General features: G+C 57.1%; 25 protein-coding genes. 10 read left to right on the top strand and 15 right to left on the bottom strand.

The window, feature by feature from the left end:
• Window positions 1-36: 36 nt before the first annotated feature.
• From bamA to MWH26_RS00525, 11 genes are all read right to left on the bottom strand, one after another.
• Complete coding sequence (gene bamA, locus MWH26_RS00575) at window positions 37-2,586, bottom strand: outer membrane protein assembly factor BamA (protein WP_247975630.1); 2,550 nt, start codon at window positions 2,584-2,586, stop codon at window positions 37-39.
• 9 nt (window positions 2,587-2,595) lie between these two features.
• Window positions 2,596-3,342, bottom strand: a complete 747-nt coding sequence (uppS, locus tag MWH26_RS00570) for an undecaprenyl pyrophosphate synthase (RefSeq protein WP_247975629.1) — start codon at window positions 3,340-3,342, stop codon at window positions 2,596-2,598.
• A 164-nt stretch (window positions 3,343-3,506) separates the two neighbouring features.
• The gene (gene porG / locus MWH26_RS00565; protein ID WP_247975628.1) at window positions 3,507-4,262 is read right to left on the bottom strand and encodes a type IX secretion system protein PorG; all 756 of its coding nucleotides are present in this window, start codon (window positions 4,260-4,262) and stop codon (window positions 3,507-3,509) included.
• Between the two features lie 40 nt (window positions 4,263-4,302).
• Complete coding sequence (locus tag MWH26_RS00560) at window positions 4,303-5,184, bottom strand: DUF6089 family protein (RefSeq protein ID WP_244694617.1); 882 nt, start codon at window positions 5,182-5,184, stop codon at window positions 4,303-4,305.
• 125 nt (window positions 5,185-5,309) lie between these two features.
• On the bottom strand, window positions 5,310-6,203 hold the full coding sequence (locus MWH26_RS00555) for an NAD kinase (RefSeq protein ID WP_247975627.1): 894 nt from the start codon (window positions 6,201-6,203) through the stop codon (window positions 5,310-5,312).
• Window positions 6,204-6,240: 37 nt separating this feature from the next.
• On the bottom strand, window positions 6,241-7,644 hold the full coding sequence (locus MWH26_RS00550) for a POTRA domain-containing protein (protein WP_247975626.1): 1,404 nt from the start codon (window positions 7,642-7,644) through the stop codon (window positions 6,241-6,243).
• 70 nt (window positions 7,645-7,714) lie between these two features.
• The gene (locus MWH26_RS00545) at window positions 7,715-8,392 is read right to left on the bottom strand and encodes a CBS domain-containing protein (RefSeq protein ID WP_247975625.1); all 678 of its coding nucleotides are present in this window, start codon (window positions 8,390-8,392) and stop codon (window positions 7,715-7,717) included.
• Between the two features lie 147 nt (window positions 8,393-8,539).
• A complete protein-coding gene (locus MWH26_RS00540) occupies window positions 8,540-9,316 on the bottom strand; it encodes an alpha/beta fold hydrolase (protein ID WP_247975624.1) in 777 nt (258 codons plus the stop codon).
• A 25-nt stretch (window positions 9,317-9,341) separates the two neighbouring features.
• Window positions 9,342-9,938 (bottom strand): anthranilate synthase component II, encoded by a 597-nt coding sequence (locus MWH26_RS00535; RefSeq protein WP_247975623.1) that lies wholly within the window; start codon window positions 9,936-9,938, stop codon window positions 9,342-9,344.
• A gap of 82 nt (window positions 9,939-10,020) precedes the next feature.
• Complete coding sequence (locus MWH26_RS00530) at window positions 10,021-10,542, bottom strand: CvpA family protein (RefSeq protein WP_247975622.1); 522 nt, start codon at window positions 10,540-10,542, stop codon at window positions 10,021-10,023.
• Window positions 10,543-10,649: 107 nt separating this feature from the next.
• Entirely contained in the window at window positions 10,650-11,114 is a 465-nt protein-coding gene (locus MWH26_RS00525; RefSeq protein ID WP_244694611.1) for a GatB/YqeY domain-containing protein, read from the bottom strand.
• 202 nt (window positions 11,115-11,316) lie between these two features.
• Between MWH26_RS00525 and MWH26_RS00520 the strand changes: the two genes are divergently transcribed.
• The 8 genes from MWH26_RS00520 (at window position 11,317) to MWH26_RS00485 (ending at window position 18,901) form a co-directional block, all read left to right on the top strand.
• Window positions 11,317-12,030, top strand: coding sequence for a pyridoxine 5'-phosphate synthase (locus MWH26_RS00520; RefSeq protein WP_244694610.1), 714 nt, complete (start codon window positions 11,317-11,319; stop codon window positions 12,028-12,030).
• Between the two features lie 129 nt (window positions 12,031-12,159).
• On the top strand, window positions 12,160-13,212 hold the full coding sequence (gene mnmH, locus MWH26_RS00515; RefSeq protein WP_247975621.1) for a tRNA 2-selenouridine(34) synthase MnmH: 1,053 nt from the start codon (window positions 12,160-12,162) through the stop codon (window positions 13,210-13,212).
• Window positions 13,202-13,591, top strand: coding sequence for a VOC family protein (locus tag MWH26_RS00510; protein WP_247975620.1), 390 nt, complete (start codon window positions 13,202-13,204; stop codon window positions 13,589-13,591). Before mnmH ends, MWH26_RS00510 begins: the two co-directional genes overlap by 11 nt.
• Window positions 13,592-13,613: 22 nt before the next feature.
• Window positions 13,614-14,672, top strand: a complete 1,059-nt coding sequence (gene selD, locus MWH26_RS00505) for a selenide, water dikinase SelD (protein ID WP_247975619.1) — start codon at window positions 13,614-13,616, stop codon at window positions 14,670-14,672.
• Window positions 14,673-14,681: 9 nt separating this feature from the next.
• On the top strand, window positions 14,682-15,275 hold the full coding sequence (locus MWH26_RS00500; protein ID WP_247975618.1) for a PH domain-containing protein: 594 nt from the start codon (window positions 14,682-14,684) through the stop codon (window positions 15,273-15,275).
• 178 nt (window positions 15,276-15,453) lie between these two features.
• Window positions 15,454-17,349, top strand: coding sequence for a sensor histidine kinase (locus MWH26_RS00495; protein ID WP_247975617.1), 1,896 nt, complete (start codon window positions 15,454-15,456; stop codon window positions 17,347-17,349).
• A 50-nt stretch (window positions 17,350-17,399) separates the two neighbouring features.
• Window positions 17,400-18,179: an alpha/beta fold hydrolase gene (locus MWH26_RS00490; protein ID WP_247975616.1), complete on the top strand. Its 780-nt coding sequence runs from the start codon at window positions 17,400-17,402 to the stop codon at window positions 18,177-18,179.
• 14 nt (window positions 18,180-18,193) lie between these two features.
• Window positions 18,194-18,901, top strand: a complete 708-nt coding sequence (locus MWH26_RS00485) for an SAM-dependent methyltransferase (protein WP_247975615.1) — start codon at window positions 18,194-18,196, stop codon at window positions 18,899-18,901.
• A gap of 56 nt (window positions 18,902-18,957) precedes the next feature.
• On the opposite strand, the gene feoB is transcribed toward MWH26_RS00485, so the two are convergent.
• A complete protein-coding gene (feoB, locus tag MWH26_RS00480) occupies window positions 18,958-21,141 on the bottom strand; it encodes a ferrous iron transport protein B (protein WP_244694601.1) in 2,184 nt (727 codons plus the stop codon).
• Between the two features lie 9 nt (window positions 21,142-21,150).
• Window positions 21,151-21,417: a FeoA family protein gene (locus MWH26_RS00475; RefSeq protein ID WP_244694600.1), complete on the bottom strand. Its 267-nt coding sequence runs from the start codon at window positions 21,415-21,417 to the stop codon at window positions 21,151-21,153.
• A 262-nt stretch (window positions 21,418-21,679) separates the two neighbouring features.
• Here MWH26_RS00475 and MWH26_RS00470 point away from each other — a divergent pair, with 262 nt between their 5' ends.
• Window positions 21,680-22,546 carry a carboxypeptidase-like regulatory domain-containing protein gene (locus MWH26_RS00470; protein WP_247975614.1) on the top strand — a complete coding sequence of 289 codons (867 nt, stop codon included), beginning with the start codon at window positions 21,680-21,682 and terminating at the stop codon, window positions 22,544-22,546.
• Window positions 22,547-22,731: 185 nt separating this feature from the next.
• Here MWH26_RS00470 and MWH26_RS00465 read toward each other — a convergent pair whose 3' ends face one another.
• Both MWH26_RS00465 and MWH26_RS00460 read right to left on the bottom strand, forming a co-directional pair.
• Window positions 22,732-23,382, bottom strand: a complete 651-nt coding sequence (locus MWH26_RS00465) for an OmpA family protein (RefSeq protein ID WP_244694597.1) — start codon at window positions 23,380-23,382, stop codon at window positions 22,732-22,734.
• Window positions 23,383-23,450: 68 nt separating this feature from the next.
• Window positions 23,451-25,964 carry a bifunctional UDP-N-acetylmuramoyl-tripeptide:D-alanyl-D-alanine ligase/alanine racemase gene (locus MWH26_RS00460; RefSeq protein WP_247975613.1) on the bottom strand — a complete coding sequence of 838 codons (2,514 nt, stop codon included), beginning with the start codon at window positions 25,962-25,964 and terminating at the stop codon, window positions 23,451-23,453.
• A gap of 71 nt (window positions 25,965-26,035) precedes the next feature.
• On the opposite strand from MWH26_RS00460, the gene MWH26_RS00455 reads away from it, so the two are divergent.
• Window positions 26,036-26,941: an EamA family transporter gene (locus MWH26_RS00455; RefSeq protein ID WP_247975612.1), complete on the top strand. Its 906-nt coding sequence runs from the start codon at window positions 26,036-26,038 to the stop codon at window positions 26,939-26,941.
• Window positions 26,942-26,979: the final 38 nt, after the last annotated feature.

The raw sequence follows: 26,979 nt of genomic DNA, 5'->3' as shown, positions 1-26,979 counted from the left end.
AAATAAGATGAAGTGTTGACGGCCGCGCCGCCGGGCTTAGCGGATCTGCTGGCCGATAATAAAGTGGAAGATGCCCTTGTCCTGCTTCTGACCAGGAGTGTAGATCGGCACTTTATCAAAGCCCCAACCGTAGTCAAACCCTAGCAAACCAAATGCCGACATGAAGATGCGGGCTCCGACCCCCGCTGAGCGGTACAACTTATAAGGATTGTACTCGGAATAGCGTTCAAAAGCGTTGCCAGCTTCTGCAAAGCTGAGCACGTACACGGTGGCGGCCGGGTTTAAGCTAACCGGATAACGCATTTCCATCACGAACTTATTGTACACCACGCCGCCACTAGAACCATTCGTACCAGTTATAGAGGTAGGTAAGGGGGAAGTGCTGGCATCGCCTGGGTCCGCGTAGCCTCTTAGGCCAATGTATTCAGTGCCAGCTATAAAGTTTGCCGACCCACCGTAGCCCAGACCCGAGCCACCCAGCTTAAAGCGTTCAAATGGCCCGATTGGGCGGCTGCTGTTGTAGGTGCCAATGAAACCGAAGTGGGCGCGGGTATTGAGAACCAGCTTGCCTACCACCGGCGAGAACCAAGAGGCGTCAAACATCCACTTGTGAAACTCTACCCACTCACCTACGCTGGGGCTGGACCCCGGGAACAAGGAGTAAGGCGGCGTCAGATTCACACTCAGCGCCAGTGAAGAGCCCCGGCGCGTGAAGGTGGGGTTGTCGATGCTGTTGCGGGAAAGGGTTGTGTTAAACGTTATGTTGTTCGCGTTACCCGTACCGTTAGGGAAGAATTCAGAGCCTAACGCCGTGTAGTTGTTCAGTTTGTACTGGGTGATGGACAGGGCATTACTCAGCGTGAAATAGTCATCGGGCCAACGCAAACGGCGGCCTAAGCTTACACTAGCACCATTTGTTTTAAGGAAACTACCCGTTTCGGCGTCGAAGTTGGTACCTAGCCGGTAAATGGTTTTGGTTAGGCTTACGGACAGAGAGTTCGGCTTGCGGCCACCCAGCCAGGGTTCCGTAAACGAGAAAGAGTAGGCCTGGTATTGCAAGCCATTCGCCTGCACGTTCAGCGACAAACGCTGACCATCACCGGCGGGCACCGGCGTCCAATTGCGCAACGTACCGGCTTTGCGCAGGGAAAAGTTATTGAACACTAGACCAACGGTACCAATAAAGCCGGCGTAACCACCCCAACCACCCGACAGGGTAATCTGGTCGGAAGGCTTCTCTTCCACCGTGTAATTGATGTCAACCGTACCATCAGCCTGGTTAGGAACCGGGTTCAACCCAATCTTTTCCGGGTCGAAGTAGCCTAGGGTAGCAATTTCACGCTGGCTGCGAATGAGCTGCTCTCGGCTGAATTTGTCGCCGGGCAGCGTGTACAGGGAGCGGCGCACTACGTGGTCGGAAGTTTTCGTGTTTCCGGCAATGTTCACGTCCTTAATGCGCGCCTGTACACCTTCCGTAAGACGCATCTCAATATCAATTGAGTCGCCTTCTACCTTGGTCTCTACTGGCTCAATCTGGAAGAACAGGTAACCGTCGTTCATGTAGAGCGAGGTTACGTCCTGACCTGTTGGGTTGTAGTTCAGGCGTTTATCCAGAGTTTCCTTGCTATAGACGCTACCTTCTTTAATGCCTAGCACAGAGGCCAGGGTCTTGTCATCGTAGAGGTAGTTACCCTTCCAGGTAATATTCCGGAAGTAATACTTGGGACCCTCATCTACCTTGACAGTGAGGCGCAGGGCATCCCCTATCCGCTCCAGCGTATCGGAAACTACAACAGCGTCGCGGTAGCCTTCACTGTTGTAAAACTCTAGCAGCTTGGCTTTGTCCTCTTCAAATTCTTTACTCTGAAACTTGCCGGAGTTAAAGAGCTTAGGAAATTTCTTCTCTTTGGTTTTCTTGAACTTGCCCTTCAGCTTACCATCCGAGTAGGCTGTGTTTCCCTCAAACTGAATGTCATTGATTTTGACCTTAGAGCCCTTATCAACTTTGATATTCAGCACGACACTGTTAGACAGCGAGGAATCAGGAACCTGGGTGATGGTAACCTTACTGTCCAGAAAGCCCTTATTGGTATAGAACTTCCGAACCTGGGTACGGGTGTTGCTCAGCAACGCATCCGTTACCACCTTTCCGCGGATTAGCTTAATCTTATTCTTGAGCTCATCGGCCTGGCTTTTACCGATGCCCGAAAACTCAAATTTAGACAGCCGGGGCCGCTCCTTTAAGTTAAAATCAAGAAAGATGCGGCTGCCCTCTGTGCGCGCAATGCTCACACTTACGTCGCCCAAAATGCCCTGGTCCCAGAGCCGGCGGATGGCTTTACCGATTTCTTCGCCCGGAATTGTAATTGGGTCCCCTACCTTCAACCCAGTCAGGCCGATTAGCGTATTAGGATCCAGGTAACGGGCGCCGCTTACAGTGATGCCACCCAGAGTGTAACGCTGGGGCTGCTCGCCGGCAGAGGCAGCCGGCACCTGAGTTTGGGCAACGGCCGTGCTTATTGGCACTGCGCCCAAGGACAAGGCCAGCGCGGCAGCTGGAATAAGTTTATGGTAGGAAGAACTCATGTTCTGTTATTACGAAACGGTTAGCTGCTCACTGGTTTTCCCGAACCGACGCTCCCGCTGCTGGTAAGCCCGCAGGGCATCGTAAAAATGCTCCCGCCGGAAATCAGGCCACAGCAAATCGGTGATAAACAGTTCCGTATAGGCCAGCTGCCACAATAAAAAATTACTAATGCGCTGTTCGCCACTGGTGCGAATCAGCAATTCAGGATCTGGAATGCCTGCTGTTGAAAGAAAGCTGGCTACCGTTTGCTCCGTGATTTGCTCCGGCTGCAGCCGACCAGCTGCTACCTCTTGAGCCATTCGCTGCGCGGCCTGCGTTAGGTCCCACCGGCCGCTGTAGCTTAGAGCTAGCAGCAGAGTAGTTCGGGAGCCTTCTTTAGTTAGCTCGATTGCCTCCGCCAATTCCTTTTGGCAGGAAGCAGGCAAATTTTCAATCTGGCCGATTGCTTGAAGGCGGATGCTGTTTTTGAGCAGCGTAGGGGTTTCTTGCCGGATGGTATGAACCAACAACTGCATAAGCGCCATCACCTCGTGCGCCGGCCGCGACCAGTTTTCGGTCGAGAAGGCATACAAGGTTAAGTAGCGCACCCCCACTTCCGCGGCGGCCTCTACTGTTTCGCGCACGGCCTTGATGGCGCTCTGGTGCCCGAAAATGCGCAAGCCCCCCTTCTGCTTGGCCCAACGGCCATTGCCATCCATTATGACAGCTACGTGAGCGGGTATATTCTGGGAATCTATCTCGGACCGGACGGCCATCAGTACTTTTTGCGTAAAGAGGCTGCAAGTTACGCAAATGGTTGCATTCGCCTCTGCTCAATAACAAGTTGCACTCAAGGGTCTTAATACGAACAGCCCCCGGCACCTAGTATGTCGGGGGCTGTTTGCGGCAAGACTTGTAGCCAACTACTTATCAGTAGTAATTAGTTTTTCTTTGCTTTTTCCTGGCTAGGGTCAGGGCAGCGAATTTTGTAGAAGGTATAGGAAATGCTCAAGCCGTTGTAGAAGTACCAGTCCTGATCATGCGAATTACCAATCAGGTCATTTTGCCCCCGGGATTTGCCGTCAATATGGTCCAGTTGATCAGTGAAGGTTTTGCGCGCCCCAGCTTCCAAGCCTAGGTTCCAGTGGTCGGAAAGAGCATATTTGAAACCTAAGCCCGCTGGAATAGCCAGATTGATCATGCCCGCCTTGCGGTCTAGCTGGGGGTTAGCACTACTAGCTGTCTGAGTATTGGCATAAAATCCGGCCAGTCCAACGAATACATAGGGCGTGAAGTGGACCTTGTCGCGCCGGTCGTGGTAATCAAAGAAATTATATTCTACTACGCCGGATGCTTCCAGCAGGCTACCTTTCATATTAGCATTGCGATATTCGGCTAACGGAGCAATTCTTCCATTAGCACCCTGCACGTTACCATCGTCGGCACGTAACAAACCAGCTGTGAACCCTGCCCGCAATGTTATGGGTGCAGATACATCCTTCCGGTAAAAGGCTGTCAGGGCCGGTCGGTTGTTGCGGAATTGGTAGTTCGGTGACAGCTCCCCTTTATAGGTTAAACCGCCCAAGCCTATTCCTATCTCGCTAGTGTTCTGAGCAGTTGCCGTGTAGGCAAAAAAAACACTCCCTACTGGCAATACGCCAGCAAGGAGTGTTTTGAAGAGCTTCGATTGAGTCATTAGACTGGCTGTTGGTGAAAAAGGACAGCCAGTTTACTGGCTATCGGAATTTGGGGCTTCTTACTCGAGGAGCAAGGATATAGTTTACCGACACACCCAAAGTAGTGTACCAGTCTTTTTCAGAGCTTTTGCCGCGCATCTCGCCACCTTGAACGGCTTCAGTATATGTGCCTGGGACCTCTTTCGTAATATCCCAACCGAAATACTTAGCAGCAGGAGAAGAGAGAGCATCCCGGTTAGCTACGTAGTTACCGCTTACGTCGTCAAGATAGTCGGTAAAGGTTTTACGGAAGCCAAGCTCTAGGCCAATATCAAACTGCTTGTTCAACTTGTAACGAGCCCCAGCACCGAAAGGAATAACGAATTGGGTCAAAGAGTAGCCCTCCGACTGTCCCTCAGTTCTCAACGCTTGCAGAGCAACATAATTGCCTTCTGCGTCCAAACCTTTCGGATTATGACGCATTACTCCAATACCACCGAATACGTAGGGTACAAAGTCAGGACGCTTGATGTAGTTGTTGCGATTCTCAATCAGATCAAACATGCCTACTGCCGCAAACTCCAAAATACCGTTGCGGAAGTTCATGTTCCGGTTGAAGCGGAACTTAGCGTCCGCATCGTTCTGATCAGCAGCTTTCGAGTCGTCGCCGCTAATACGACCGTATGTCAAAGAGGCGCGCCCCGATATACGCGGAGCAAAACGGCGTGTGAATGTCAGACCTGCATTAAGACGAGTTGCACCGGGACGGAAGCTGGGAATACTAGGCTTGGGAGTAATATCTCCAAAGTAGTTCATGCCAGTTACGGTCAGGCCAACAGAGTTGTACTGCTTCCGCTTGCTGAATTGCTGCGCACTCGCTTCCGTCGCTACCAGTGCGAGGACTAGCAGCAGGGCCGTAGTGTAGGTGAAGAGTTGCTTCATATTAAGCGAAGGTTAGAAAATATTCAAGTTCAAGAATGCGAAAATTGTACAAGCACGGTCGCAGTCAGCGACAAAAGTAGAGGATGACGGGAACTTTAAAAATTATTAGTGGAAAATCTCTATGCTTAAATAGGTATGCCAGCAGGGTTCCGACGGTCCAGACCCCAGTTTAACTTACTGCGCAAGGTACTCAGGAAGTTAACATGGTTAAGCTTTACCAGGCGAGCATTAAAGTTTTCTCGGCGAACAGCAATCTGAATTCCGGCCTCTACTGTTTCGGAGCGGGAGTCAAGTGAAAGCAAAAAGTTGTTGCTTCTGCCTTCAATTTCAAAGGAAATTACACTCCGGTCTGATACAATTAGCGGCCGTACGTTCAGATTGTGGGGACATACGGGAGCGATAATAAAATTGTTTGTTTGTGGTAACATAACGGGTCCGCCGCAGCTCAGCGAATACCCAGTAGAGCCAGTGGGCGTGGCCACAATCAGGCCATCTGCCCAGTAGGAGTTCAGGTACTCTCCATCGATGTAGGTATGTACCACAATCATGGAGGAGGTGTCGCGCTTCAGAATGCTGAACTCATTGAGGCCGAAGTTAATAGCGCCAAAGGTATCGGGGTCTGTATCAACCCGAATCAGGCTTCGGTCTTCCAGCACAAAGTGCCCTTTGAATAGGGAGTCCAAGGCGGGGCCAATCTTGTCGGGGGAAATGGTGGCCAAAAATCCTAACCGTCCGGTATTGATACCGAGGATCGGAATTTGAAGGGCTCCGACGTAGGTAACGGTGTCGAGCAGGGTACCATCGCCTCCAATGCTGAGCACGAATTGCATGCCCCGTAGGGAGTCGCCGCGCCGGAAGGTGGTAATGCCCTCAGGTAAATCAACCCGTTCACTGAGGTAAGTATGAAACGATTCCAGAACGCATACTTCGGCCTGCCGACGCGTCAGTTCTTCTACCATTTCACGCATGAAAGGCGTCAGCTCCTCACTGAATGGCTTACCTAGAATGGCAATTTTCATAACAAAAGCTTAATCTGATGCCTCTTTGGCAGGAAGATTAAATGGGGAACTGCGTACGAAAAAAGAAGCCTCCCTCCCGCTCCCGGGTACGGGCATACTCCAGGGTAAGCACCCAATCGTAGTACGTTACCAGGTGTAAGGCAACGCCGGTGGAGGCCAGCAGCTTATTGGGCAACCGATTCGTAGGCCGGGGTGCTGGTGTCTGCACGTAGCCTACGTCGGCAAAAGTATTCAAATAAAACACGAGGGGAATGGTGTTGAACTTAGTAGTGCGCACTCCATTGAGCTGGAGTTGGCCTACATCAAGCAACCGATACGTAAGCCCTTGCTGCACGAGACCGTAGTGGTGGCCATCTATTACGTAAGCGTCATAGCCGCGCACCAAGACATCATACCCAAATGCTCGGTTATCGGCGTAGCCTACGGACCGGGCTAGGCGCACTTGCGCGGCCGTACCAATGGTGTAGTAAAATGGACCGCCCAGGGCTAAATAGCGGGCGTAGCGCCCCCGTAGCGTAAGTACATCTGGCGTGCCTGGTGTAAGAAACGTGCGGTAGGATAGGGCAAGTTGCGCGTACTGTCCGGTTAAGGGGTAGGCAAATGTATGGCGCTGGTTGAGGGTGCTGACTAAACTGAGCTCCACGTACTCCCGGCGCGGTCCGTGCAGGTAGTAGGTTGGGTTGTAGTAGAGCACGGAGTCGGAGACTTGCTCGCGGTGGTACGACACATCTAGGGCCGTGAGGTGCTGCACGGTACGGCGCCAACGCAGCCCCAGGGTAGCATACTGTCGCTCAATAGGAAAATCATTTTCCTGCCGCAGATTGGCGAGCCTGTCTTGCACCGTGGCATAGTCTAGGGCATGGCTGCGGTAGTAGGACAATCCGGCCCCTAGGCCAATACGGCGCCGCCGACCGTAGCCTGGCGCCTCATAGAACACTTCGTATTTGCGGTTGAAGCCTAACTGCACGTTGGCCAGCAGTTGCTCGTTCCGGCCCCGAAAGTTACGGCGCACCAGATGCAACCCGTAATCTACGCGCTGCCAGCGGTCCGCACGGTCGAGCCAGGAGCGAAAATTGCGGTCGGCCAGGGAGAAGATGGGTACAGGAAAGGTGTACCACCGCTCTTGCACGCTGTAGAGAATGGTCACTTCGCCGTCGCGACAGACGGCCTGCAGCAGCACCTGGTGGAAAAGCTGCAGGTTAAATAAGCGGCGGCGGTTGGCTTCCAGTCGTTTACTGAAGGTAGCGGCCCGTAGCGTATCGCCTTCCCGGAAATCCAGCTCGGCTCGTAGCACCGGCTCTTTCGTTACTTTATTGCCCACAAACAGAATGCTAGCAACCCGCAACGTGGGGTAGCCGGGGCATTGCACGCTAATCACGCTGTCGGTTGCGGCGCGGCGGAGCGAATCAGGGGGAGCCGCGGAAAGGCCAGCGACAGGCATAGCTGCCGGGGCCGACGGTAGCAGGCCTAGCAGCAACGTCAATACAATAGCCAGCACTTCTCCTACCTGCTCAGATGTTCAGGTAACGCAGCAGGGCATCGTAGCGCTGCTGCTCGTCTTCGCTCACTTCCTCGGTGCCGCTGAACTGAGCCGTAATAGAATACCCGAACCGCTCTAGAGTAGCAATAATGCGGGTAATATTGGGCGTGTTCAGCTTCAGAGTGAGCCGGATCCGGTAGGGGTCGTGTTCGTCCTGAGCCACGTGGGCGCTTATGATTTTAGCGTTGTTTTCCTCTACGTACCGGCTAATCTGGGTTAGGGAATAATCCCGCTCTTCCATGGCCAGCACAATGATGCCCTGCTGGTTACTAGCAACGGGCACTTTACCGAAGGCCGCCAGCGTGTCGCTTACGGTTACCACACCCATGTACTCCCGCTGCTCATCAAGTACGGGCACTAGCTGCACTTTATTTTGCACGGCCAGCTCAATGATATTGTAGAAGTGCTGGTCGCGCTGCACGTGCACATCAGCGTAGTTCAAGGCAATATCACTGAGCAGCTGCTTATCGGCATCCTGGTCCATCAGGTCCGATTCCGTCACCAGTCCCAGGTACAGCCGATTATCGAGCACAGGCAGCTGGCCCACGTGGAATTCCTCCAGCCAGCGGGCCGCCTTTTCCATAGAGTCCGTCACCTTCAGGGGCGGAATCATCTGATTCAGTAAATCCTCGGCGATAATGGAGTTCATGGGAGGGAACTAGGAACGAAGATAGAGGTAGGGCACACTACCAAAGAAAGAAATTCCAGCCATACATACGTACGTGGCTGGCTAAAAGAGCGGGTTCACCAGACCAACAGTTGCATTTATTTGGCGAAAGCCTCGGCGGCGCGGAGCTTACCCGGCTACCGGAACAGCTGTGCGCGCTAAAAACTGGTGCAGTAGCTGGTTGAAAGCAGTTGGGCGCTCCATCATGGGCGCATGACCGCAGTGGTCCAGAAAGCGCAACTCAGAGCCGCGGATGAGGCGGTTAAACTCGTGGGCTACTACGGGGGGCGTTATCGTGTCGTTCAGCCCCCACACTAGCAGGGTAGGTACGCGGATGTGCTGCAATTCCTTGGCTAGGTTATGCCGCTGGGCCGAGCGGGCAATGCTAATGATGCGCAGGCATTTCGCGTTGGAGTTGGTTACGCTAAATACCTCATCAACCAGTTCCTGGGTAGCAATAGCGGGGTCGTAGAAGGTATAACCCACCCGCTCTTGCACGTAGGCATAGTTACCACGCTTAGGAAACGAACCGCCCATGCTGTCCTCAAACAAGCCACTGCTACCCGTCAGGACCAACCGGTTTACGCGGCCGGCGTTGCGCAACGTGTACACCAGGGCAATGTGCCCGCCGAGGGAGTTGCCGAGCACGGTGCACGGCTCAGGCAGCTTTACTTCCGCCAGGAAATCTTCGACAAAACCTACCAGGCCGGGCACACCCGCTTTGGTGAGCGGCATGTCATAAATTGGCAGGAGCGGAATTACTACGCGGTACTGGGCGCTAAACTCGGCCACTACGTCTTGCCAGTTGCTCAAGGCTCCGAACAGACCGTGCAGCAGCAACAGCACTTCGCCGGAACCTTCATCTACGTAGTGAAATCCATTCTTTTCCTTGATCTGCAACGCCATCTTCTCAGGGAATATACTGCCGGGCTCAGGGCGCCGGGGCAGGTTGTGCAATGATACAATTCTTGACCCAATTGCCTAGCAGGGCCAGGCCGTTGGGCGTCAGGAGAGCTTCCGGATGAAACTGCACCCCGTACAAAGGCAGTGTACGGTGACGCAGCGCCATGATTTCCTGCTCGGTGGTAGTAGTACGGGCCAGCGCCTCCAACGACGGGGGCAGCTGATCTAGTACGAGAGAATGGTAGCGCGTGACGGGCATGCGCAGCGGTAGCCCTGCATTCAGCGGGCTCGGGGCCAGCCATTCTACCTCCGATACTTTGCCGTGCATGGGCCGATTGGCCCGGCTGATCTTGGCCCCAAAAAACTCGCCCAAAGCTTGGTGGCCCAGGCATACTCCGAGCATGGGCAGCTGCTGGTGGTAGGCCTCGATGACAGTTGGCATTACGCCTGCCGCCGCCGGCGCGCCTGGTCCCGGCGACAAGACGACACCATCGAAGGATAAGTCCTGCAACTCAGTTAAGGATACGTCATTACGCCGCACCAGCACCTCACAGCCCAGCTGCCGGAGGTAGTCTAGCAGATTATAGGTGAAGGAGTCGAAGTTATCTAGTAGCAGCAAACGCATGGGCAAAGGTAAGGGTAGGTGTGCTAACCAAGCAGTTGGTTACTAGTTCCGCCCCGCGCCTACATTCCATGCAGGATGGCTACTAAAACACCTCGCGCAGCTTATCCAGCAGAGTGCCAGCGAAGGGCAACACGAAGCTTACGATGCTCAGGGCCAGCGGCGTGGCTTCCCGCACAACGGGTAGCACCTGCGAATCGGCCAGCAGCTGGGGTGAAATCAGCTGCAGACCCGCCATGCCCACCCCGTGCAGCAATAAGCTGAGGCCGAGTACCCATTTCAGCACGCCGCTCACCGCGCCGCCCAAGCTATCCAGCACGCCCAGCGGGGTCAGGTGCACGGCTGTGCGGATAACCCCGCTCAGCAGATGCACACCCCAACCGATGGCGGCAAACACTAGCACGAACGACACCAGCGGCAGCAGTCCAAAGGCCTCCCCCACGTAGTGACGCACCAGTGGAATGGCATCGTTTAGCAACAGCAAACCACCCACTACCCCCAGCACCAGCGCCAGCAACGAGGCTACCTCCAGCAGCAACCCGCGCCGGTAGCCTTTCACCGCGCCAATGCCCAGCGGAATAAGCAGCAGGATATCAAGGGCGGACACAAGGTGGAACAGTGAAGAAGTGAACAGGTGAGTTTGACGGGCTGTCCTAGCAAGGACGCAGATGGCGGTGACCCATCTGCACCCTTTCGCTACCCATTATTGCCCTCTTACAGATTCGTATTATTGAGTAGGTTATTTACTACCTGTGAAATCTGCCGGCCATCGGCCTGACCTGCCAATTCGCGGGCGGCTACCCCCATTACCTTACCCAAATCAGAAGGGCCGGTGGCTCCTACGCGCTGGATGATGCCGACGAGCTTTTCCACCAGATCAGCTTCCGACAGCTGCTGGGGCAGGTACTCTTCGATGATGGCCAGCTCTGCCAGCTCTATTTCTTCCAGGTCAGAGCGGAACTGCTTCTGGTACATTTCGGCGGCTTCGCGGCGCTGCTTAGCCGACTTGGTTAGCAGCTTCGTTTCGGCCTCAGGAGTTAGGGCCGCGCCGTGCTGTCCTTCGGCCGTTTCCGCCAGCAGGATCTGGGATTTAATGCTGCGCAGGGCGGTCAGACGAACTTTGTCTTTGGCCAGCATAGCCTTTTTAATATCAGCGTCGATGGTTTCTTTCAGAGCCATGGGAAGGAGAATAAAGGAGGTGCAAGATTACGGGTTATTCCCGACAACGGGGTCGACAAGGCCCTTTTTCAGCTGCGAGAGAACTGCTTGTATAGGCGGTAACGTAACGTTGGGGTTAGCAGCATGACCGGAAACGGAAAGCGAGGTGGGCTGTTTGAGGTTGTATCTTTGACCACGTACCTCCCGGCCAGCCTACCCTATTATGACGAAGCTCAGCGTAAACATAAATAAAATAGCCACCCTGCGGAACGCCCGCGGCCACAACCGCCCCGACCTGTTGCAGGTAGCCCGCGACTGTGAGCGGTTTGGCGCCCAAGGTATTACGGTGCACCCGCGGCCCGACGAGCGCCATATTCGCTACCAGGATGTGCACGATCTTAAACCCCTGGTTACCACGGAGCTGAACGTGGAAGGCAACCCCACCCCTGATTTCTTAGCCCTGGTGCGCGCCGTGCGTCCGGAGCAGGTGACGCTGGTACCGGACGCACCCGATGCCATTACCTCCAATGCCGGCTGGGATACGGTCCGGCACCAGGAGTATCTGCAGGATGTGGTAGCGGAGCTGAAGAGCTTTGGGGCCCGCGTCAGCATCTTTCTGGACCCGGTGGTAGAGCTGGTGCACGCAGCAGCTAGCACCGGCACCGACCGGATTGAGCTGTACACCGAAGACTACGCCCGCCGCTACCACACCGACCGGGAAGCAGCTATTCGCCCCTACCGAGAAGCCGCGGAAGCTGCCCAACAGCTGGGCCTCGGCCTCAATGCCGGCCACGACCTCGACCTGGACAACTTGGCCTACCTTCACCAAAACCTGCCGGGCCTGGCGGAGGTGAGCATCGGCCACGCCCTGATTTGCGACGCTCTGTATTTGGGCCTGGAAAACACCATTCAGCTGTACCGGCGCCAGCTAGCTTAGGGGATTAACAAGAAGGAAGTAACCATTCATAATCGGGCCGGTAGGCTGTATGCCGCTTCAGTTGGCGCCCGGTGGCACCGGCCACTTCGTACTTCTTCATTCCTCATTTTTGGTTCTTCATTCAACAACATGCCCCGCCTGTCCCTCTCCGACTTCCTGCAAGGCCCCGCCGAAGCTCCCATTCTCGATGTGCGGGCGCCGGTTGAATACGCCCAGGGCCACATTCCCGGAGCGCTGAGCTTTCCGCTGTTTTCGGATGAGGAGCGGGCCCGCATTGGCACCACGTACAAGCAAATGAGCCAGGAAAAGGCCGTGCTGCTGGGCCTCGATTTGTTTGGGCCGCGCATGAGTCAGATGGTGCGGCAAGCGCAGAAGCTTGCTCCTCACAAGCAAGTGCGCGTGCACTGCTGGCGCGGTGGTATGCGCAGCGGGGCCGTGCAGTGGCTGCTGGAGTTGGCTGGCTTCCACGTGCATCTGCTGAACAAAGGCTACAAAGATTACCGGCATTGGGCCCTGGCTGAGTTTGGGCAACCCCGGTCGTTGCTGGTACTCGGCGGCCTAACCGGCTCGGGCAAAACCGACGTGCTGCAGGCCCTGGCCGCCGCTGAGCAACCCGTCCTCGACCTGGAAGGACTGGCCAGCCACAAGGGGTCGGCGTTTGGCAGCATCGGGCAGCCGCCCCAGCCTACCCAGGAGCAGTTTGAGAATGAGTTGGCGGCGGTGCTGGCTACCCTACCGGCGCAGGTTCCTACCTGGGTCGAAGACGAAAGCCGCACCATCGGTAGCATGCACGTTCCCCCGCCCCTATTTGCCCAACTGCGCACGGCCCCGCTGATTTTACTGGAAATTCCTCGCGACGTACGAGTGCGGAAGCTAGCCGAGGAATACGGTCGTCATGACCCAGCCGCCTTGGCTACCAGCATCCTCCGCATCCGAAAGCGCCTGGGTGGCCTGGCAACCAAGGAAGCCCTGGCCGCCATTGGTGAAGACGATATGGAGAAAATGGTCAGCCTCGTGCTCGACTATTACGACCGGACTTATACGCACGGACTAGCCGACCGCCCGGTCGTGCGCGTAGCCTCCGATACCTGCGACCCGGCTATTAACGCCAACTTGGTGCAGCGGGCCGCTCAAGAAGCTGGTTTTCTGACCACTCATCGGCCTGCCTCCCATGGTTCCTAAGCTGCGCGTAGCTCGCCCTACCGATCAGCTAGCAGCCGTAGTACGGTTTTACCGCGACGGGCTAGGCCTTCGGGAATTAGGCTCTTTTGCGGGGCACGAGGGCTTTGATGGGGTAATGCTAGGGCACCCGCAGGCCCCCTACCACTTGGAGTTTACCTCCCAGCCCGGGCACCTTATTGGCCGGGCTCCAACGGCAGATCATCTGCTCGTATTTTACCTACCCGACCGGCTGGAATGGCAACTGGCCGTTGACCGGCTGCAGGCTCAAGGGTACTCATCAGTGCCGGCCGCTAACCCGTACTGGGACAAGCTTGGGCTTACTTTCGAAGACCCGGATGGTTACCGGGTAGTTTTACAGCAAGCCGCCTGGAATTATTAATCACGCGCCTCCTACCACCTCTATGTCTTCTGTCTCCAACCCCACCGACCACATTCGCCTTACTCAGTATAGCCACGGCGCGGGCTGCGGCTGCAAAATTGCGCCTAAAGTGCTGGATCAGATTCTGCACACCAGCATTCCGCAACCCCACAACGACAAGCTGCTGGTAGGAAACTCCTCCCGCGACGATGCCGCCGTGTATGACATCGGGGGCGGGCAGGCCCTGATCAGCACCACTGATTTTTTCATGCCCATCGTGGATGACGCCTACGATTTCGGGCGTATCGCTTCGGCCAATGCCATCAGTGATGTGTATGCCATGGGCGGGCGGCCGGTTATGGCTATTGCCGTGCTGGGCTGGCCCATTGATAAGCTGGCGCCTGAGGTTGCTCGGCGCGTAATTGAAGGTAGCCGCAGTATCTGCGCCGAAGCTGGTATTCCATTGGCAGGGGGCCACAGCATTGATTCGCCGGAGCCCATATTCGGTCTGGCCGTTACCGGCCTACTCGACATCAGCAACCTAAAGCAGAACGATACCGCCACGGCCGGCTGCGAGCTGTACTTGACCAAGCCGTTGGGGGTAGGCATGCTCACCACGGCCCAGAAGCGCGGCATCTTGCGGCCGGAACACGAGCAGCTGGCGCCCCACAGCATGATGCAGCTCAACAAAATTGGGGAGCCGCTGGGCAAGCTCCAGGCGGTGCGCGCCATGACGGACGTGACGGGTTTTGGGTTGTTGGGCCACCTTGCCGAAGTGTGCGAAGGAAGCAACCTGACGGCCGAGGTAGACTTCAGCAAAGTACCCCTGCTGCCGGAAGCCGAGCAGTATCGCGCCCAAAAGTCGATTCCCGGTGGCACCGTCCGGAACTGGGATTCTTACGGCCACAAAATCGGGGAAATTACCGAGGAGCAGCGCCAGTGGCTCTGCGACCCGCAAACTTCCGGTGGCCTGCTGGTATGCGTGGAGCCTGCGGGCCGAGACGCCGTGCAAGCCATATTCGCGGAGTACGGCTTAGCTTTGGAGTCGTTCGGCCGGCTGCGCGAGCACGCGGCCGGGGAGCCCTGGATTCTGGTGCGCTAAGCCCGATAAATGAAATTGTTGCCCTTTCTGCGGCCGCTGCTGGAGGCGGCGGCCGCCGTTACCCTAATGGTGGTCGGTCTGCGAGTAATTACCGGCTTTTTCACCCGCAAAAGTCGGGTATACCGCCCCACCTTTCTGCGGCAGTTCGCGCTATTGTTCTGGCCGTTGCTGTGCCTGGGGGTAGGCTTACCTTTTCTAGGAACCTTTTTCTACGCCGGTACGCTCTCGAGCTACGAGCTGGTTCTGCTGACGGCCGTGGCTGCCGTGGTGCTGGGGTTTTCCGTGCCGGCCTTCCTGCTACACAGCCAGTACTACGCGCGTAACCTGCACACTACCCTTGTTTTCGACCCGAAGCAAAACGTGTTGGAAGTGTACGAAGGCCGGGTTCGGATTCCGTTTGGCAAAAAGGATATTGCGCGGGTAGAGCGGGTTACCTGTAAGTCAGAGCGGCTTTTCTGGAGCAACTACACGTACCTGAAGCTGCAGTTGCAGACCGGCGAGGTGCTTACTCTTACCTCCCTGCTGACTAATCTGGAACCCGTTGCGGAGTTTCTGCGCAACACGCCCCTGGAGAAAAAACAGCGGTGGTTTTGCTGGGCCTGAGGCGAGAGAAAGTTAGCCGTATCGTGCGCCAGCCTCCTCACCCGAAACAAGCTAAACCATACTAATATAAGACAGTTGCTGCCTTCTTATTTAATAGCAACTCCTCTATATTACGCAATCGAACCCCTGCCCATCCGGTACCCATCAGGAGCCCGGCCATCTTATTGCCCCGTTGCTGATGCAGCGCCTGCTGATTCTCTGTTTTTTATTCTGTATTGCCTATACGGTAGCCTCCGCCCAATCAACGGAAGCTACGTTGCTGCGGAAGCTCCGCACCCAACCCGCCGATACGGGCCGGGTGCGGCTGCTCAATGCTTTGTGCTACGAACTGCACGACAGCGCGCCCACCCGCGCCCTCACCTACGGGGAACAGAGCAGGGCGCTGGCCCGTCGTCTTCAGGACCAGCCGGGCCTGTTACAGGCCTTGCTCAACCTGGGTAGCTGCTACGCTAACCTAGCCGACGGCCCGCACGCCTTGCAGTTGCAGCAGCAAGCTCTTCAGCTAGCCCGCCGCCTTAACAACGTAGATGGTATTGTGCGCAGCTACGCAGGTATGGGCGGCGTCTATCATGAGCGTAACGACACGGCAGCGGCCCTGCTGAACTACCGCCGGGCCCTGGAACGGGCTTACGAACCCCGGGTGACCGTCCGGACCCAGCTCATGCTTTTCGGCAACCTGGGCAACCTCTACTTCAACCTGGGGCGCCGCCAGGAAGGGCTGGTATTCACTCGCCGGGCCTTGCAACTGGCCCGCCGCACCGGCGACCGGCCCGGAGAGTCGCTGTACCTAGCTGATTTGGGCTCCTTCTACCTGCAGATGAACCAGCTGGAAACAGCGGAAGGGTTGCTGCGCCAGTCGGTTATGCTGGTTGAACCGCTCAATATCCCCCGTTTCGAGGCGGGCCACCTGGAGCTGCTGGCAACGGCCCTACTACTTAAGTCGGAGCTGGAAGAGGCGGAGGAGCTTACCCGCCGGGCACTGGCCCTTTCCCGCCGCATCGACTACAAAGAGCGGGTATTGGATGCCTACAGCTTGCTGGCCGAAATCAGTGCCAGCCGGCGCAATTTTGAACAGGCGTTTACATGGCAAAATCGGTTTCGAGACCTGAATGACAGCCTCAACAGCCGCTCACGGGTGCAAACCTTAACCGCCCTGCAAACCCGCTACGAAACGGCCGAAAAAGAAGGCCAGATCCGGCGGCTTACCGAGCGTGGCCTAGCCTCCCAGCAGCGCAACCGGGCCCTTTGGGGCACTATTGCGGCCCTGGTGCTGGGCTTGGGTGGCATGGGCCTGCTGTACTTTAAGCTGCGGCGCAGCCGGGAGGCCCTGGCCGTTAACCACCGCTTCTTGGAAGAGGCCACCAAGGAGTTGCGGCAGGTAGCCGCCTCCAAAGACCGGCTCTACGCTATTGTGGCTCACGACCTACGCGGCCCCGTTACCTCGTTTGCGGGCGTTACCGAGCTTATTGATTTCTACCTCAAGCAAGGCGACGAACAAGGTCTGCGGCGCCTGCCTGACCTCGTGCGCCAATCGGCCCATCAGCTCAACCACCTGCTGGATAACCTGCTAAACTGGGCCGTTAACCAAACCGGCGAGTTAGCTTTCCGTCCTGAGCGGCTACCCGTGGTGGATCTGCTTACTCAGGCCATACAACTTTACACCAACACCGCTGAGGCCAAGCAGATTACGCTCAGGCTGGAAACTTTACCGGAGGCAGCAGTGTGGGCAGATGCGCACATGACCCAGACAGTGCTGCGCAATTTGGTAGGTAATGCGCTGAAGTTTACCCCCAGTGGCGGCACCATTCAGCTCGGGGCGGAAGCGTTGCCCGGTTCCGGGGTGCGGCTAAGCGTAACCGACACGGGCGCTGGCATGGACCAGCGCCAGGTCACGGCCCTGCTTACGGACGCCGGCCCCACCAACCACCCTATGCGTGGCCCTCGTTCCGGTACGGGACTGGGCCTGCTGCTCTGCCGAGCCTTCATGCACCGCCAGGGCGGTAGCCTCGATATTAAAAGCGTGCTGGGCCAGGGAACTACCGTGGCCATTACTCTACCTGCCGCCCGGGCCTGAGGCTGACGACGGGCCGTTGCTACTGCCAAAGTCCCCATCTTTGCAGGGTTATGCTGCAACTTCACTTCCGCGAAATGGGGCAGGGCGCCCCACTGGTAATTCTGCACGGTCTGTTTGGCACCCTCGACAACTGGCAAACCCTAGCCCGGCGCTGGGCCGAGGCGGGTCACCGCGTTATTGTAGTGGATTTGCGCAACCACGGCCGCTCCCCGCACGCCCCGGAACACACCTATGCGCTGATGAGCGAGGACGTTCTGGGCCTGTTTGATCAGCTTCAGCTCGGCCCCGACACGACCCTGATGGGCCACAGCATGGGTGGCAAAGTGGCCATGCGCTTCGCCCTCGACTACCCCGCCCGCCTAGGCAAACTGGTGGTAGTTGACATTGCCCCGCGCTTTTCCGACATGCGCCACCAGGACGATATTCTGGCTGGTCTGCACGCGGTGCCACTAGCTGCTCTGGAAAACCGACAGCAGGCCGACGAAGCCCTGGCCCGTTACATCCGGCAGGTAGATGTGCGCCAGTTTCTGCTGAAAAACCTGTACCGCCGCGAGGACAACTCTTTTGCCTGGCGCCCTAACCTGGAGGCCCTGACTGCAGAAATGGAAGACATCGGCGCCGAAATAACCGCTGAGCAGCCCTTCCTGAAACCTACTCTGTTTATCCGCGGCGGCAAATCAGACTACGTTACGACGGAAGACAAGCTCTACAGTATTCCGGTGCTATTCCCGAACTCCCAAGTAGAAACCGTGGTAGACGCAGGCCACTGGGTGCACGCCGAAAAGCCCGAGGAAGTATTTGGGCTGGTGAAGGCCTTTATTGAACAGTAATTGCTAGCCGAATTGTGAAAGGCACCCTCTACCTTATTCCGACCGTGCTGGCTGAAGACACAGCCACCCAGGTCCTGCCCCCGCAAGTAGCTACCCAGGTGGCCGGGCTATCCTACTTTCTGGTGGAGAATGCCCGTACAGCCCGGCGCTTTATCAAAGGCGTAGCCCCACAGCAAGTCATTGAGGAGCTGCGCATCAGCGTCATTGACAAAGACAGCACCGAGGCTCAGATTCAGGCGGCCCTGGCCCCGGTTGCGGCCGGCCAAGATGCCGGCGTCATTTCCGAGGCTGGCTGCCCCGGCATTGCGGATCCCGGCGCCGAACTGGCCCGCCGGGCCCACCAACTCGGGATTCGGGTAGTACCTTTGGTAGGCCCTTCCTCCCTACTGCTGGCCCTGATGGCCTCGGGCATGAATGGCCAGAGCTTTGCTTTCCACGGCTACCTGCCCATTGAACGGGCTAAGCGCGTAGCGGCTATTAAAAAGTTGGAGCAGCAGGCACTACAGCAGCAGCAAACCCAGCTCTTCATCGAGACTCCCTACCGCAACTTGCCCCTGCTCGAAGACCTACTCCAGACCCTACACCCCGGTACCCGCCTATGCGTGGCGGCCAGCCTCACGGCTGCAAACGAGCTGGTGCGAACCGATACCGTAGCGGGCTGGAAAAAGGCCGGACCGCCCGATATTCACAAGCAGCCGGCCGTATTTCTGATTGGGCACTAACGCCACAGGGCCGCCGGACAAGTGTCTAGCGGCCCTGTGGCGTTTATTTTTCTGGCTTATTTCAACACCTGGTACACAATCAGGGACGACACGTAGGCTAGCCCTGTCATGTAAAGCATCTGCAGGATGGGCCACTTCCAGCCCTTGGTTTCGCGGTAAGTAGCAGCCAGGGTGCTCATGCACTGCATGGCAAACACATAGAAAACGAGCAGGGAAAAGGCCCGGGCCGGCGTAAAAAATGGTTGCCCGTTTTCATCCTTTTCAGCGGCTAGCTTTTGCTGCACCGTTTGCTGATCGGCGTCTTGGCCTACACTATAGATAGTAGACATGGTGCCCACGAACACTTCCCGGGCGGCAAACGAGGTAATAAGCGAAATACCAACCTTCCAGTCGAAGCCCAGGGGCCGAATGCCCGGCTCGATAAAGTGGCCGAAGATGCCAGCGTAGGAGCTTTCCAGCTTTTCAGAAGCTACCCGGGATTCTATTTCTGCCGGACTCAGTCCTTGCGCCCGTCCTTCGGTAGTAGCCTGGGTTTCGGCCCGCTCCAGCGCGTCGCCCGGACCGTAAGAGGCCAGCACCCAGAGCATGATGGAAATGGCCAGAATAACCTTACCCGCCTGGAAAACAAAGGCTTTTACTTTTTCTACGATGGTAATGCCCACGTTTTTCCAGCGGGGCCAGCGGTACACCGGAAACTCCATAATGAAGTAGCTCCGCTCCGTGGTTTTAAGCAGCAGCTTCATGGCCCAGGCCGAGAGAATGGCCGCAAAGAACCCCAGCAGATATAGCCCCATTAGGGCTACCCCGCGCAGGTTAAAGATACCCAGCACCGGCTCGTCGGGCACTACCAGCCCAATCAGCACGGTATAGACCGGAATTCGGGCCGAGCACGACATAAGAGGCGTCACGAAGATGGTAATAAGCCGGTCCTTGCGGTTTTCAATGGTGCGCGCGCTCATAATGGCGGGCACGGCGCAGGCTACCCCCGAAATCAGGGGCACAATGCTTTTACCGTTCAGCCCGAACCGGCGCATAATCCGGTCCATCATAAAGGTCACGCGGGCCATGTAGCCGGTTTCCTCCAGCACGGCTATAAAGGCGAAGAGTAGCGCAATCTGGGGAATGAAAATTAGCACGCCGCCCAGGCCCGCCAGCACGCCTTCCGTCAGCAGGTTAATTAGCGGCCCATCGAAATTACTCTGGATAAGCCCATTAATCCAGGCTACGCCCTGATCAATCAGCTCCATGGGGTAGCTGGCCCAAGCAAAAACGGCCTGAAACATCAGAAACAGCACCCCGAAGAAAATCAGGTAGCCCCAGACCTTATGGGTCAGAATTCGGTCGAGACGGTTGCTATAGGGCTCGTTTTTCTCAGTGCGCGTAACCGACACGCAGTTAAGCAGTATCTCGTTGATGCGCTGGTACCGGTCGATGGTTTCCTGGGCCTGCCGGGCTGTGGGCTCAAAACCGTACTGCTCGGTCAGCTCCTGAATGTAGGCCCGGTCGTCGGCCGTCAGGAAGCTGATGTGGCGGTACTGATGGGCGTAGTGCAGGGCCAGGTAATCGTTGTGCAGATTGAAGTAGTAGCGAATCTGCCGAATCATGGGCAGCAATTCTTCCTCCGGCTCGTAGAAATGGGCCTTGGGGGCGCCCAGCGTCTGGGCCATAACAATCTTGAGCGCGGCAATGCCCACGCCCTTGCGGGCATTCATTGGGATAATGGGCACGCCCAACTCCTCCTGTAAGGCAGCCACATCAATCCGCACGCCGTGCTGCTCGGCCACGTCCATCATGTTCAGGGCCAGCACCGTGGGTAGGCCCATGTCGGCCAGCTGGGTGAACAGCAGCAAATTACGGCGCAGGTTGCTAGCGTCGGCCGTTACCACCACGAAGTCAGGGTACTGCGCGCTGGTCTGGTCATAGAAAAGGTCCGTGATTACCTTTTCATCCAGGCTTTTGGGGTAGAGGGAGTAAGTACCCGGCAGGTCAATGATTTCGGCTCGGTGCTGGGAGGTAAGCTGGCTGGTGCCGGTTTTGCGGTCCACCGTAACGCCTGGGAAGTTGCCTACCTTCTGATTGAGGCCGGTGAGCTGATTAAACAGCGAGGATTTGCCGGAATTGGGGTTGCCAACCAGCGCAATGCGCGTCAGCGGGCCCGGTTGGCGCAAGGCATTCACGTCAAGCGGAGCACCTGCTACCCCCACGCCGGCCCGACCGGAAAGTAATTGCCCGCCTACCATGTACTGAGGTTATTTCAGAAGAATCGTTGCCGCCTCACTTACCCGTAACGACAACGTATAATCGGCCATATCTCCCACCACCAGCGTAATAGGACAGCCCAATGGTGCCCGGCTATTGAGTCGTACCTGCGTGCCCGGAATGCAGCCCATTTCCAACAGCTTCAGGGCCATCTCAGGATCTTTCAGGCAACAAATAGTGCCGCTCTCCCCCAGCTGGAGGTCTTTCACGCTGCGAGGCGCGGCCGGCGTAGGAGCAAGAGGTTGGCGCTTGGACACGGGTGGGGTTATTTAGATTTACTTCAAACAAAGGTACCACCCTTTTAGGTTTCGGCCAAAATCAGGTTTTTCCCAGATTATAGTTCGCCACAAACCGATGCTACTTCCTAACTGGCTGATTTGTAATTATTCCGCAGACAAATTGCATTGGTATAAATATTCTCAGAACACTTGCATTTAGTGCCCGGATTCATTGTAATTTTGGGATATCATATACTGTCTGCATATGCTCCAACGCGTACTTTCTCTTCTCTTTTTTGCTTTGCTTCTTCCAGCACTAAGTTTTGCTCAGGAGAACAAAATTTCGGGCCGCGTCGTCGATGAAAAGACCAAGGAGCCCATTCCATTCGCCTCTATTGGCCTGAAGGAAGAACAAACCGGTGCTCTTACCAACGAGTACGGTTATTTCCAGATAGCCATGCCGGAGAAAAACCCCCAAGACTCCCTGGTGGTAGTAGCCCTGGGCTATTTTCACAAGGCGGTTCTGGTTAAGCCGGGTATCAAGATTCAGGATATGATTATTGAGGTTCCTAAGCGCGCCATCGAGCTGAAGGAAGTTAAGGTAATCAGCAGCGCCAAAATCAAGAACCTTGACCTGGGCTCGAAGTCAAATACGCCGGGCGAGGGTATGATTCAGGGTATGCCGGGTAGCCAGTACGCCTTCTTCGTGAAGAACGATAAGGCGAAGAAGCTGGGCAACGTACGGTCAGTATCCTTTTACATCGGTGAAAACGGCTTCCCCCGCGAGCCTTTCCGCGTCCGTCTTTATAAGGCCGACGGTAACTACAACTCGCCCAACACCGACTTGCTCACGGAAAACATTGTGGTTTCGGCTCCCAAAGGCGGCGAGTGGTACACCATCGACCTGACGCAGTACAATATTGAGGCGCCGGTAGAAGGCTTTTTTGTGGCCATGGAGTGGATTGTGAGCGGTGATAAGTTCTACACCACGAACTTCATGGACAACTACACTCCCTACGGTCAGATTCTGCGTCCCACGTTTGAATTCAAGGAAAGCCGCACCTGGAACTACACCATCGGCCGGGGCTGGAGCCTGATTACGCTCGCCAACAACGGCATGCGCTACAACGCCATGATCCGGGCCGAGGTTGACCAGATCAAAGACTAATCACAGATTTCCACGGAGAAAAGCGGATCGGTTGGATTTCGTAGCCAACGCTCTTTATCGTCAATAAAAAAGGCTTGCCAGATGGCAAGCCTTTTTTATTTCAACATTATTTGGGTCTACCGAATCGTATTGGGGACGATTATAGAATCCGCCCAATCCGCTTTTCTCTGTGGAAATCCGTGAGCTTATTTGCGCACTGCAATTTCTACCCGGCGGTTTTCCTGACGGCCGGCGGCGGTAGCGTTGCTAGCAACGGGAGCAGCTTCGCCCATGGGCTCGAGGCTTACTTTGTCGGCGGCTACTTGGCCGTTTTTCACGAGCCAGTCGCGTACGGCGGCGGCGCGCTGGGCGCTTAGCTCGCGGTTGTAGTTTTTGTCGCCGCGCGAATCAGCGAAGCCCATTACCTGAATGTCCTTGCCACGGTGGCGACGGGCAATAGAGGCGCTGATTTCGGACAGGGCCCGGGTAGCGGTAGGCTTGATGGTGGCTTTGTCCGTATCAAACAGTACTTTTTCTTCCAGGGCGTACACGTTGTACTGGTCGTCGCCGCGGACGCTAACTTCCGGCAGGTCAATTTCTTCCAGCTTCACGTCCGCCAGCTTGGCTTTCGTCATATCCCAGGCGTTGCTTACGGCGTTGCCTGCTTTGTCAGCGGCGTTGTCGACAGAGCCAGCTGCGGTGGCAGCGGCATCACCGGCCGTCTGGCCGTCGCGGTATACCACGGCGGTATCGGCGGTAGCTTCTTGGGGCTGGTCTTTTTCCTCGGGCTTTTTCAGGTCAGAGCAGGAGGCGAGCAGCGTAGTCGCTGCTAGCAGAGAGAGCAGGTGCTTTTTCATAAATAGGGGGAGTGGTTGTGTATCGGTCAAACTACGGGGAAAGATGGGTAATGTTAGGCTAGCGGCCATTACTCGGTTACAAATACGCGCTTGACCCGCTCGCTCACGTTGGTAAGCAACTCGTACGGGATGGTGCCAATGCGGGTCGCCAGTTCCGTCAGGGGTAGCTCCTCCCCGAAAATAACTGCCGGGTCGCCGGCTTGGGCCTCGGCAATAGCAGTTACATCCACCATGCACATGTCCATGCACACGTTGCCGATCAGGGGGGCGCGCCGACCCCGAATTACTACCTCGCCTACCCCGTTGCCAAAGCGCCGGTCGTAGCCATCGGCGTAGCCAATGGCCAGGGTAGCAATGCGCCGTTCGTAGTCAGCGGCCTGGCCACGCCGGCCGTACCCGACGGTAGCGCCGGCGGGCAGGGTTTTGATTTGGGAAACCGTGGTGCGCAACGTGCTGACGGGCCGCAGCGCATCCGGCTCCTGGCCGCTGGCTTCAACCCCGTACAACCCAATGCCCAGCCGAACCATGCTGTGCTGGGCCTCCGGAAAGCGCACAATGCCGGCCGAATTCAGGGCGTGTTGCAGAATGGGGTAACCCAGAGTCGCTTCCAGCTGGGGCACCATGCGCTGGAAGGCCGCTAGCTGATGCCGGGAAAAATCGTTGTGCTGAGCTTCGTCGGCGCCGGCCAGGTGGGTCAGGGCGCTGGCCACGCGCAGGTGGGCGGCATTGTCGCGCAGCAGCTGGCAAAGCTGAGGCACGTCTTCTTCGGCAAAGCCCAGGCGGCGCATCCCGGTATCGAGTTTGAGGTGAATGGCGGGCAGGGCCTGCTCCCGGGCAGCCGCTAAGTAGTCGTGCAAGCGCTCAAAGGAGTAGATTTCGGGCTCTAGGTGGTACTGACGCAGCTTCTGGAAGGCATCGGGCGAGGGGTTCATCACCATCACTGGCAGACTGATTCCATGCTGGCGCAGCTCTACGCCTTCGTCGGTGTAGGCCACGGCCAGGTAGTCGGCGCGGTGGAACTGGAGCAGGTTGGCCACCTCGTAGGACCCGCTGCCGTAGGCAAAGGCTTTTACCATAACCATGAGCTTCACATCGGGCTGAAGCCGGTGGCGGTAGAAGTTGAGGTTATGCACCAGGGCATCAAGGTTGACTTCCAGCACCGTACCGTGAATTTTCTGCTGGAACGCGGCCACAATTCGCTCAAAACCATAGCGGCGGGCGCCCTTCACCAGAATGGTTTCGCGGCGAAACTGTTCGGGCTGAAACTCCAGCAGAAAAGCTTCCGTGTCGGGGTAGAACGCCGTGCTCAAGCCCTGAAAAACAGCCCGATGCTGGCTGATATCTGGCCCGATACCCACGAGGCGGTCGACGCCGTGGGCGGGCAGCAAAGCGGCGGCACGGGCGTACAGCTCGGCCCCACCCAGGCCCGACTCCAGCACATCGGACAGAATAAGGGTGCGGCGGCCGCGGCGAGGCTGGCGGGAAAGGGCATCGAGGGCGAGGCGCAGGCCGGCCAAGTCGTTGTTATAGGTGTCGTCGAGGACGTAGCAGTCGTTGAGGGCCTGCTTCATTTCCAGGCGCATGGCCACCGGCTGGAGTCGGTCGAGGCGGCGCTGAATTTCGCTGGGTATTACTTGGCGCCACAGCAGCACGGCTAGGCCATGCAGGGCGTTTTCCACCGAGGGCTCATCGGCGAAAGGCAGAGTGAACGTGTACTCTTGGGGCCGGGGGCGGGCCCGCTCCAGGCGTACCACCGTGCGGTCGGCAGAGGCTTCGTGAATAGTAACCAGCAGGTCGGCTTCCTGGGCGTCGAAGCGGGCCCGCTGGCGCGTCCAGGCGCTGAGTACGGTGCGCGTGAGTCGCAACTGCTGGCGAGCCGCCGCGTGCACCAGGGCGTGGTCGGCGCAGTAAAAGAGCGTATCCACGTTCTCAAACAAGCGCATTTTCTCGGCCACTTTCTCAGCCGAGGAGGTGAAGCCCGCGTCGTGGGCCGTGCCAAGGTTAGTGAAGATGCCAAGGGTAGGCTGAATGATGCGGGCCAACCGCCCCATTTCGCCGGGCTCGGAAATGCCCGCTTCGAAAATGCCCAGCGTGTGCGTCTCGTTCAGTTCCCACACGCTCAGGGGCACGCCCACTTGAGAATTATAGGAACGCGGGCTTTTGCAGATTAGCTCGTCGGGACTCAGCAACTGGGCCAGCCACTCCTTTACAATGGTTTTGCCATTGGAGCCTGTGATGCCGAAAACCGGCAAGTGAAACCGGCGACGGTGGTCGGCAGCGGTGGCTTGCAGGGCGGCCAGGGAGTTAGCAACCAGTAGGAAGCCGGCTTCGGAGTAGGCACTTATTCCTCCCGGCACCAACGTTACCTCTTCGACCACAAACAGCCGCACGCCCGCCTGATACAACTCAGGTAGGTAGCGGTGGCCGTCGTGCTGGGGGCCGCGCAGGGCAAAGAACACGCTGCCGGCTGCGGTAGTTACCTGCCGGCTGTCCAGAAGCAGGCGGTGCACGGGCGCCGGCGAGGCGGGCAGCTGCAGCAGAGTGCCGCCGGTAAGCGCTGGAAGGTCAGAGAACTGGAGCATAGCGGCGCAAAGGTAAGGCTGCGGCGCGCAGAGCCGGCAGCGCGTATCTTTGTCGTCTTATTTAGTATTCAGTGTCTCTTTCTCGTCATCACCTGGCGGCCCTGGCGGCCTTTCTCATTTGGGGTTTCTTCCCGATTCCGTTGCGTTGGCTGGCTGGCTACCCCAGCGGGCAAATTCTCTTCTTCCGGATTCTGCTTTCCTTGCTGCTCCTGCTGCTGATCCACGGCCTGGGCCGGCGGGCTACGGTGCGCGCAGTGTGGGCTCAGTGGCAAGCCGCCCCACCCGCCGAGCGCCGACAGGTGGCGCTGAGTACCGGAGTAGGCGGTTTGCTGCTGACTTCTAACTGGCTACTGTTCATTTATGTCGTTAACCAGGTGAGTGTGCAGGCAGGCTCGTTTGCCTACCTCATCTGCCCGATTCTTACGGCCTTGCTGGGCTTTGCGCTGCTGGGCGAAAAGCTCCGGACCAATCAGTGGGTAGCCATTGGCCTGAGTGCGTTGAGCTGCGCCCTGCTGGGCGCCGGCCAGCTGCATACGCTGCTGATGAGCCTGGTGGTAGCTTCCACCTACGCCATCTACCTTATCAGCCAGCGCCGCCTGCAGGGCTACGACCGATTGGTGCTGCTGACGGTGCAGCTGCTGCTGGCGGCCTTTCTCATCTTGCCCCTGGCGCCGCTGTTGGGCGCCCAACCCCTGGCCGGCCTGCACGACACGCACCTATTGCTGGTTACGGGCCTGCTCAGCGTGGGCTTTACCGTGCTACCACTTTTTCTGAACCTGTACGCCCTGAATGTGCTGCCATCGGGGGCGGTGGGCATCATGATGTACCTGAATCCGCTGGTCAGCTTTGCCCTGGCATTTCTGTATTTCGGGGAGCGAGCTTCTACCTCGCAGCTGGTTGCCTACGGCGTAATTTTACTGTCAGTGGTGCTGTATAATCTCTCTTTCCCGCGGCGGCCACAGTCAATAAACAGGTAAAAACGGGTACCTTCGGGCTGCCCAGCCGGGCCGTGGGG

The sequence above is a fragment of the Hymenobacter sublimis genome, from assembly GCF_023101345.1.
Taxonomy (GTDB): Bacteria; Bacteroidota; Bacteroidia; order Cytophagales; family Hymenobacteraceae; genus Hymenobacter; species Hymenobacter sublimis.
This window is presented reverse-complemented; position numbering and strand designations above follow the sequence as displayed.

What these genes read in the sequence shown, in the direction of transcription:
- bamA (WP_247975630.1), bottom strand. Translation starts at nt 2,586, where the DNA reads ATGAGTTCTTCCTACCATAAACTTATTCCAGCTGCCGCGCTGGCCTTG.
- uppS (WP_247975629.1), bottom strand. Translation starts at nt 3,342, where the DNA reads ATGGCCGTCCGGTCCGAGATAGATTCCCAGAATATACCCGCTCACGTA.
- porG (WP_247975628.1), bottom strand. Translation starts at nt 4,262, where the DNA reads ATGACTCAATCGAAGCTCTTCAAAACACTCCTTGCTGGCGTATTGCCA.
- MWH26_RS00560 (WP_244694617.1), bottom strand. Translation starts at nt 5,184, where the DNA reads ATGAAGCAACTCTTCACCTACACTACGGCCCTGCTGCTAGTCCTCGCA.
- MWH26_RS00555 (WP_247975627.1), bottom strand. Translation starts at nt 6,203, where the DNA reads ATGAAAATTGCCATTCTAGGTAAGCCATTCAGTGAGGAGCTGACGCCT.
- MWH26_RS00550 (WP_247975626.1), bottom strand. Translation starts at nt 7,644, where the DNA reads ATGCCTGTCGCTGGCCTTTCCGCGGCTCCCCCTGATTCGCTCCGCCGC.
- MWH26_RS00545 (WP_247975625.1), bottom strand. Translation starts at nt 8,392, where the DNA reads ATGAACTCCATTATCGCCGAGGATTTACTGAATCAGATGATTCCGCCC.
- MWH26_RS00540 (WP_247975624.1), bottom strand. Translation starts at nt 9,316, where the DNA reads ATGGCGTTGCAGATCAAGGAAAAGAATGGATTTCACTACGTAGATGAA.
- MWH26_RS00535 (WP_247975623.1), bottom strand. Translation starts at nt 9,938, where the DNA reads ATGCGTTTGCTGCTACTAGATAACTTCGACTCCTTCACCTATAATCTG.
- MWH26_RS00525 (WP_244694611.1), bottom strand. Translation starts at nt 11,114, where the DNA reads ATGGCTCTGAAAGAAACCATCGACGCTGATATTAAAAAGGCTATGCTG.
- MWH26_RS00520 (WP_244694610.1), top strand. Translation starts at nt 11,317, where the DNA reads ATGACGAAGCTCAGCGTAAACATAAATAAAATAGCCACCCTGCGGAAC.
- mnmH (WP_247975621.1), top strand. Translation starts at nt 12,160, where the DNA reads ATGCCCCGCCTGTCCCTCTCCGACTTCCTGCAAGGCCCCGCCGAAGCT.
- MWH26_RS00510 (WP_247975620.1), top strand. Translation starts at nt 13,202, where the DNA reads ATGGTTCCTAAGCTGCGCGTAGCTCGCCCTACCGATCAGCTAGCAGCC.
- selD (WP_247975619.1), top strand. Translation starts at nt 13,614, where the DNA reads ATGTCTTCTGTCTCCAACCCCACCGACCACATTCGCCTTACTCAGTAT.
- MWH26_RS00500 (WP_247975618.1), top strand. Translation starts at nt 14,682, where the DNA reads ATGAAATTGTTGCCCTTTCTGCGGCCGCTGCTGGAGGCGGCGGCCGCC.
- MWH26_RS00495 (WP_247975617.1), top strand. Translation starts at nt 15,454, where the DNA reads ATGCAGCGCCTGCTGATTCTCTGTTTTTTATTCTGTATTGCCTATACG.
- MWH26_RS00490 (WP_247975616.1), top strand. Translation starts at nt 17,400, where the DNA reads ATGCTGCAACTTCACTTCCGCGAAATGGGGCAGGGCGCCCCACTGGTA.
- feoB (WP_244694601.1), bottom strand. Translation starts at nt 21,141, where the DNA reads ATGGTAGGCGGGCAATTACTTTCCGGTCGGGCCGGCGTGGGGGTAGCA.
- MWH26_RS00465 (WP_244694597.1), bottom strand. Translation starts at nt 23,382, where the DNA reads ATGAAAAAGCACCTGCTCTCTCTGCTAGCAGCGACTACGCTGCTCGCC.
- MWH26_RS00460 (WP_247975613.1), bottom strand. Translation starts at nt 25,964, where the DNA reads ATGCTCCAGTTCTCTGACCTTCCAGCGCTTACCGGCGGCACTCTGCTG.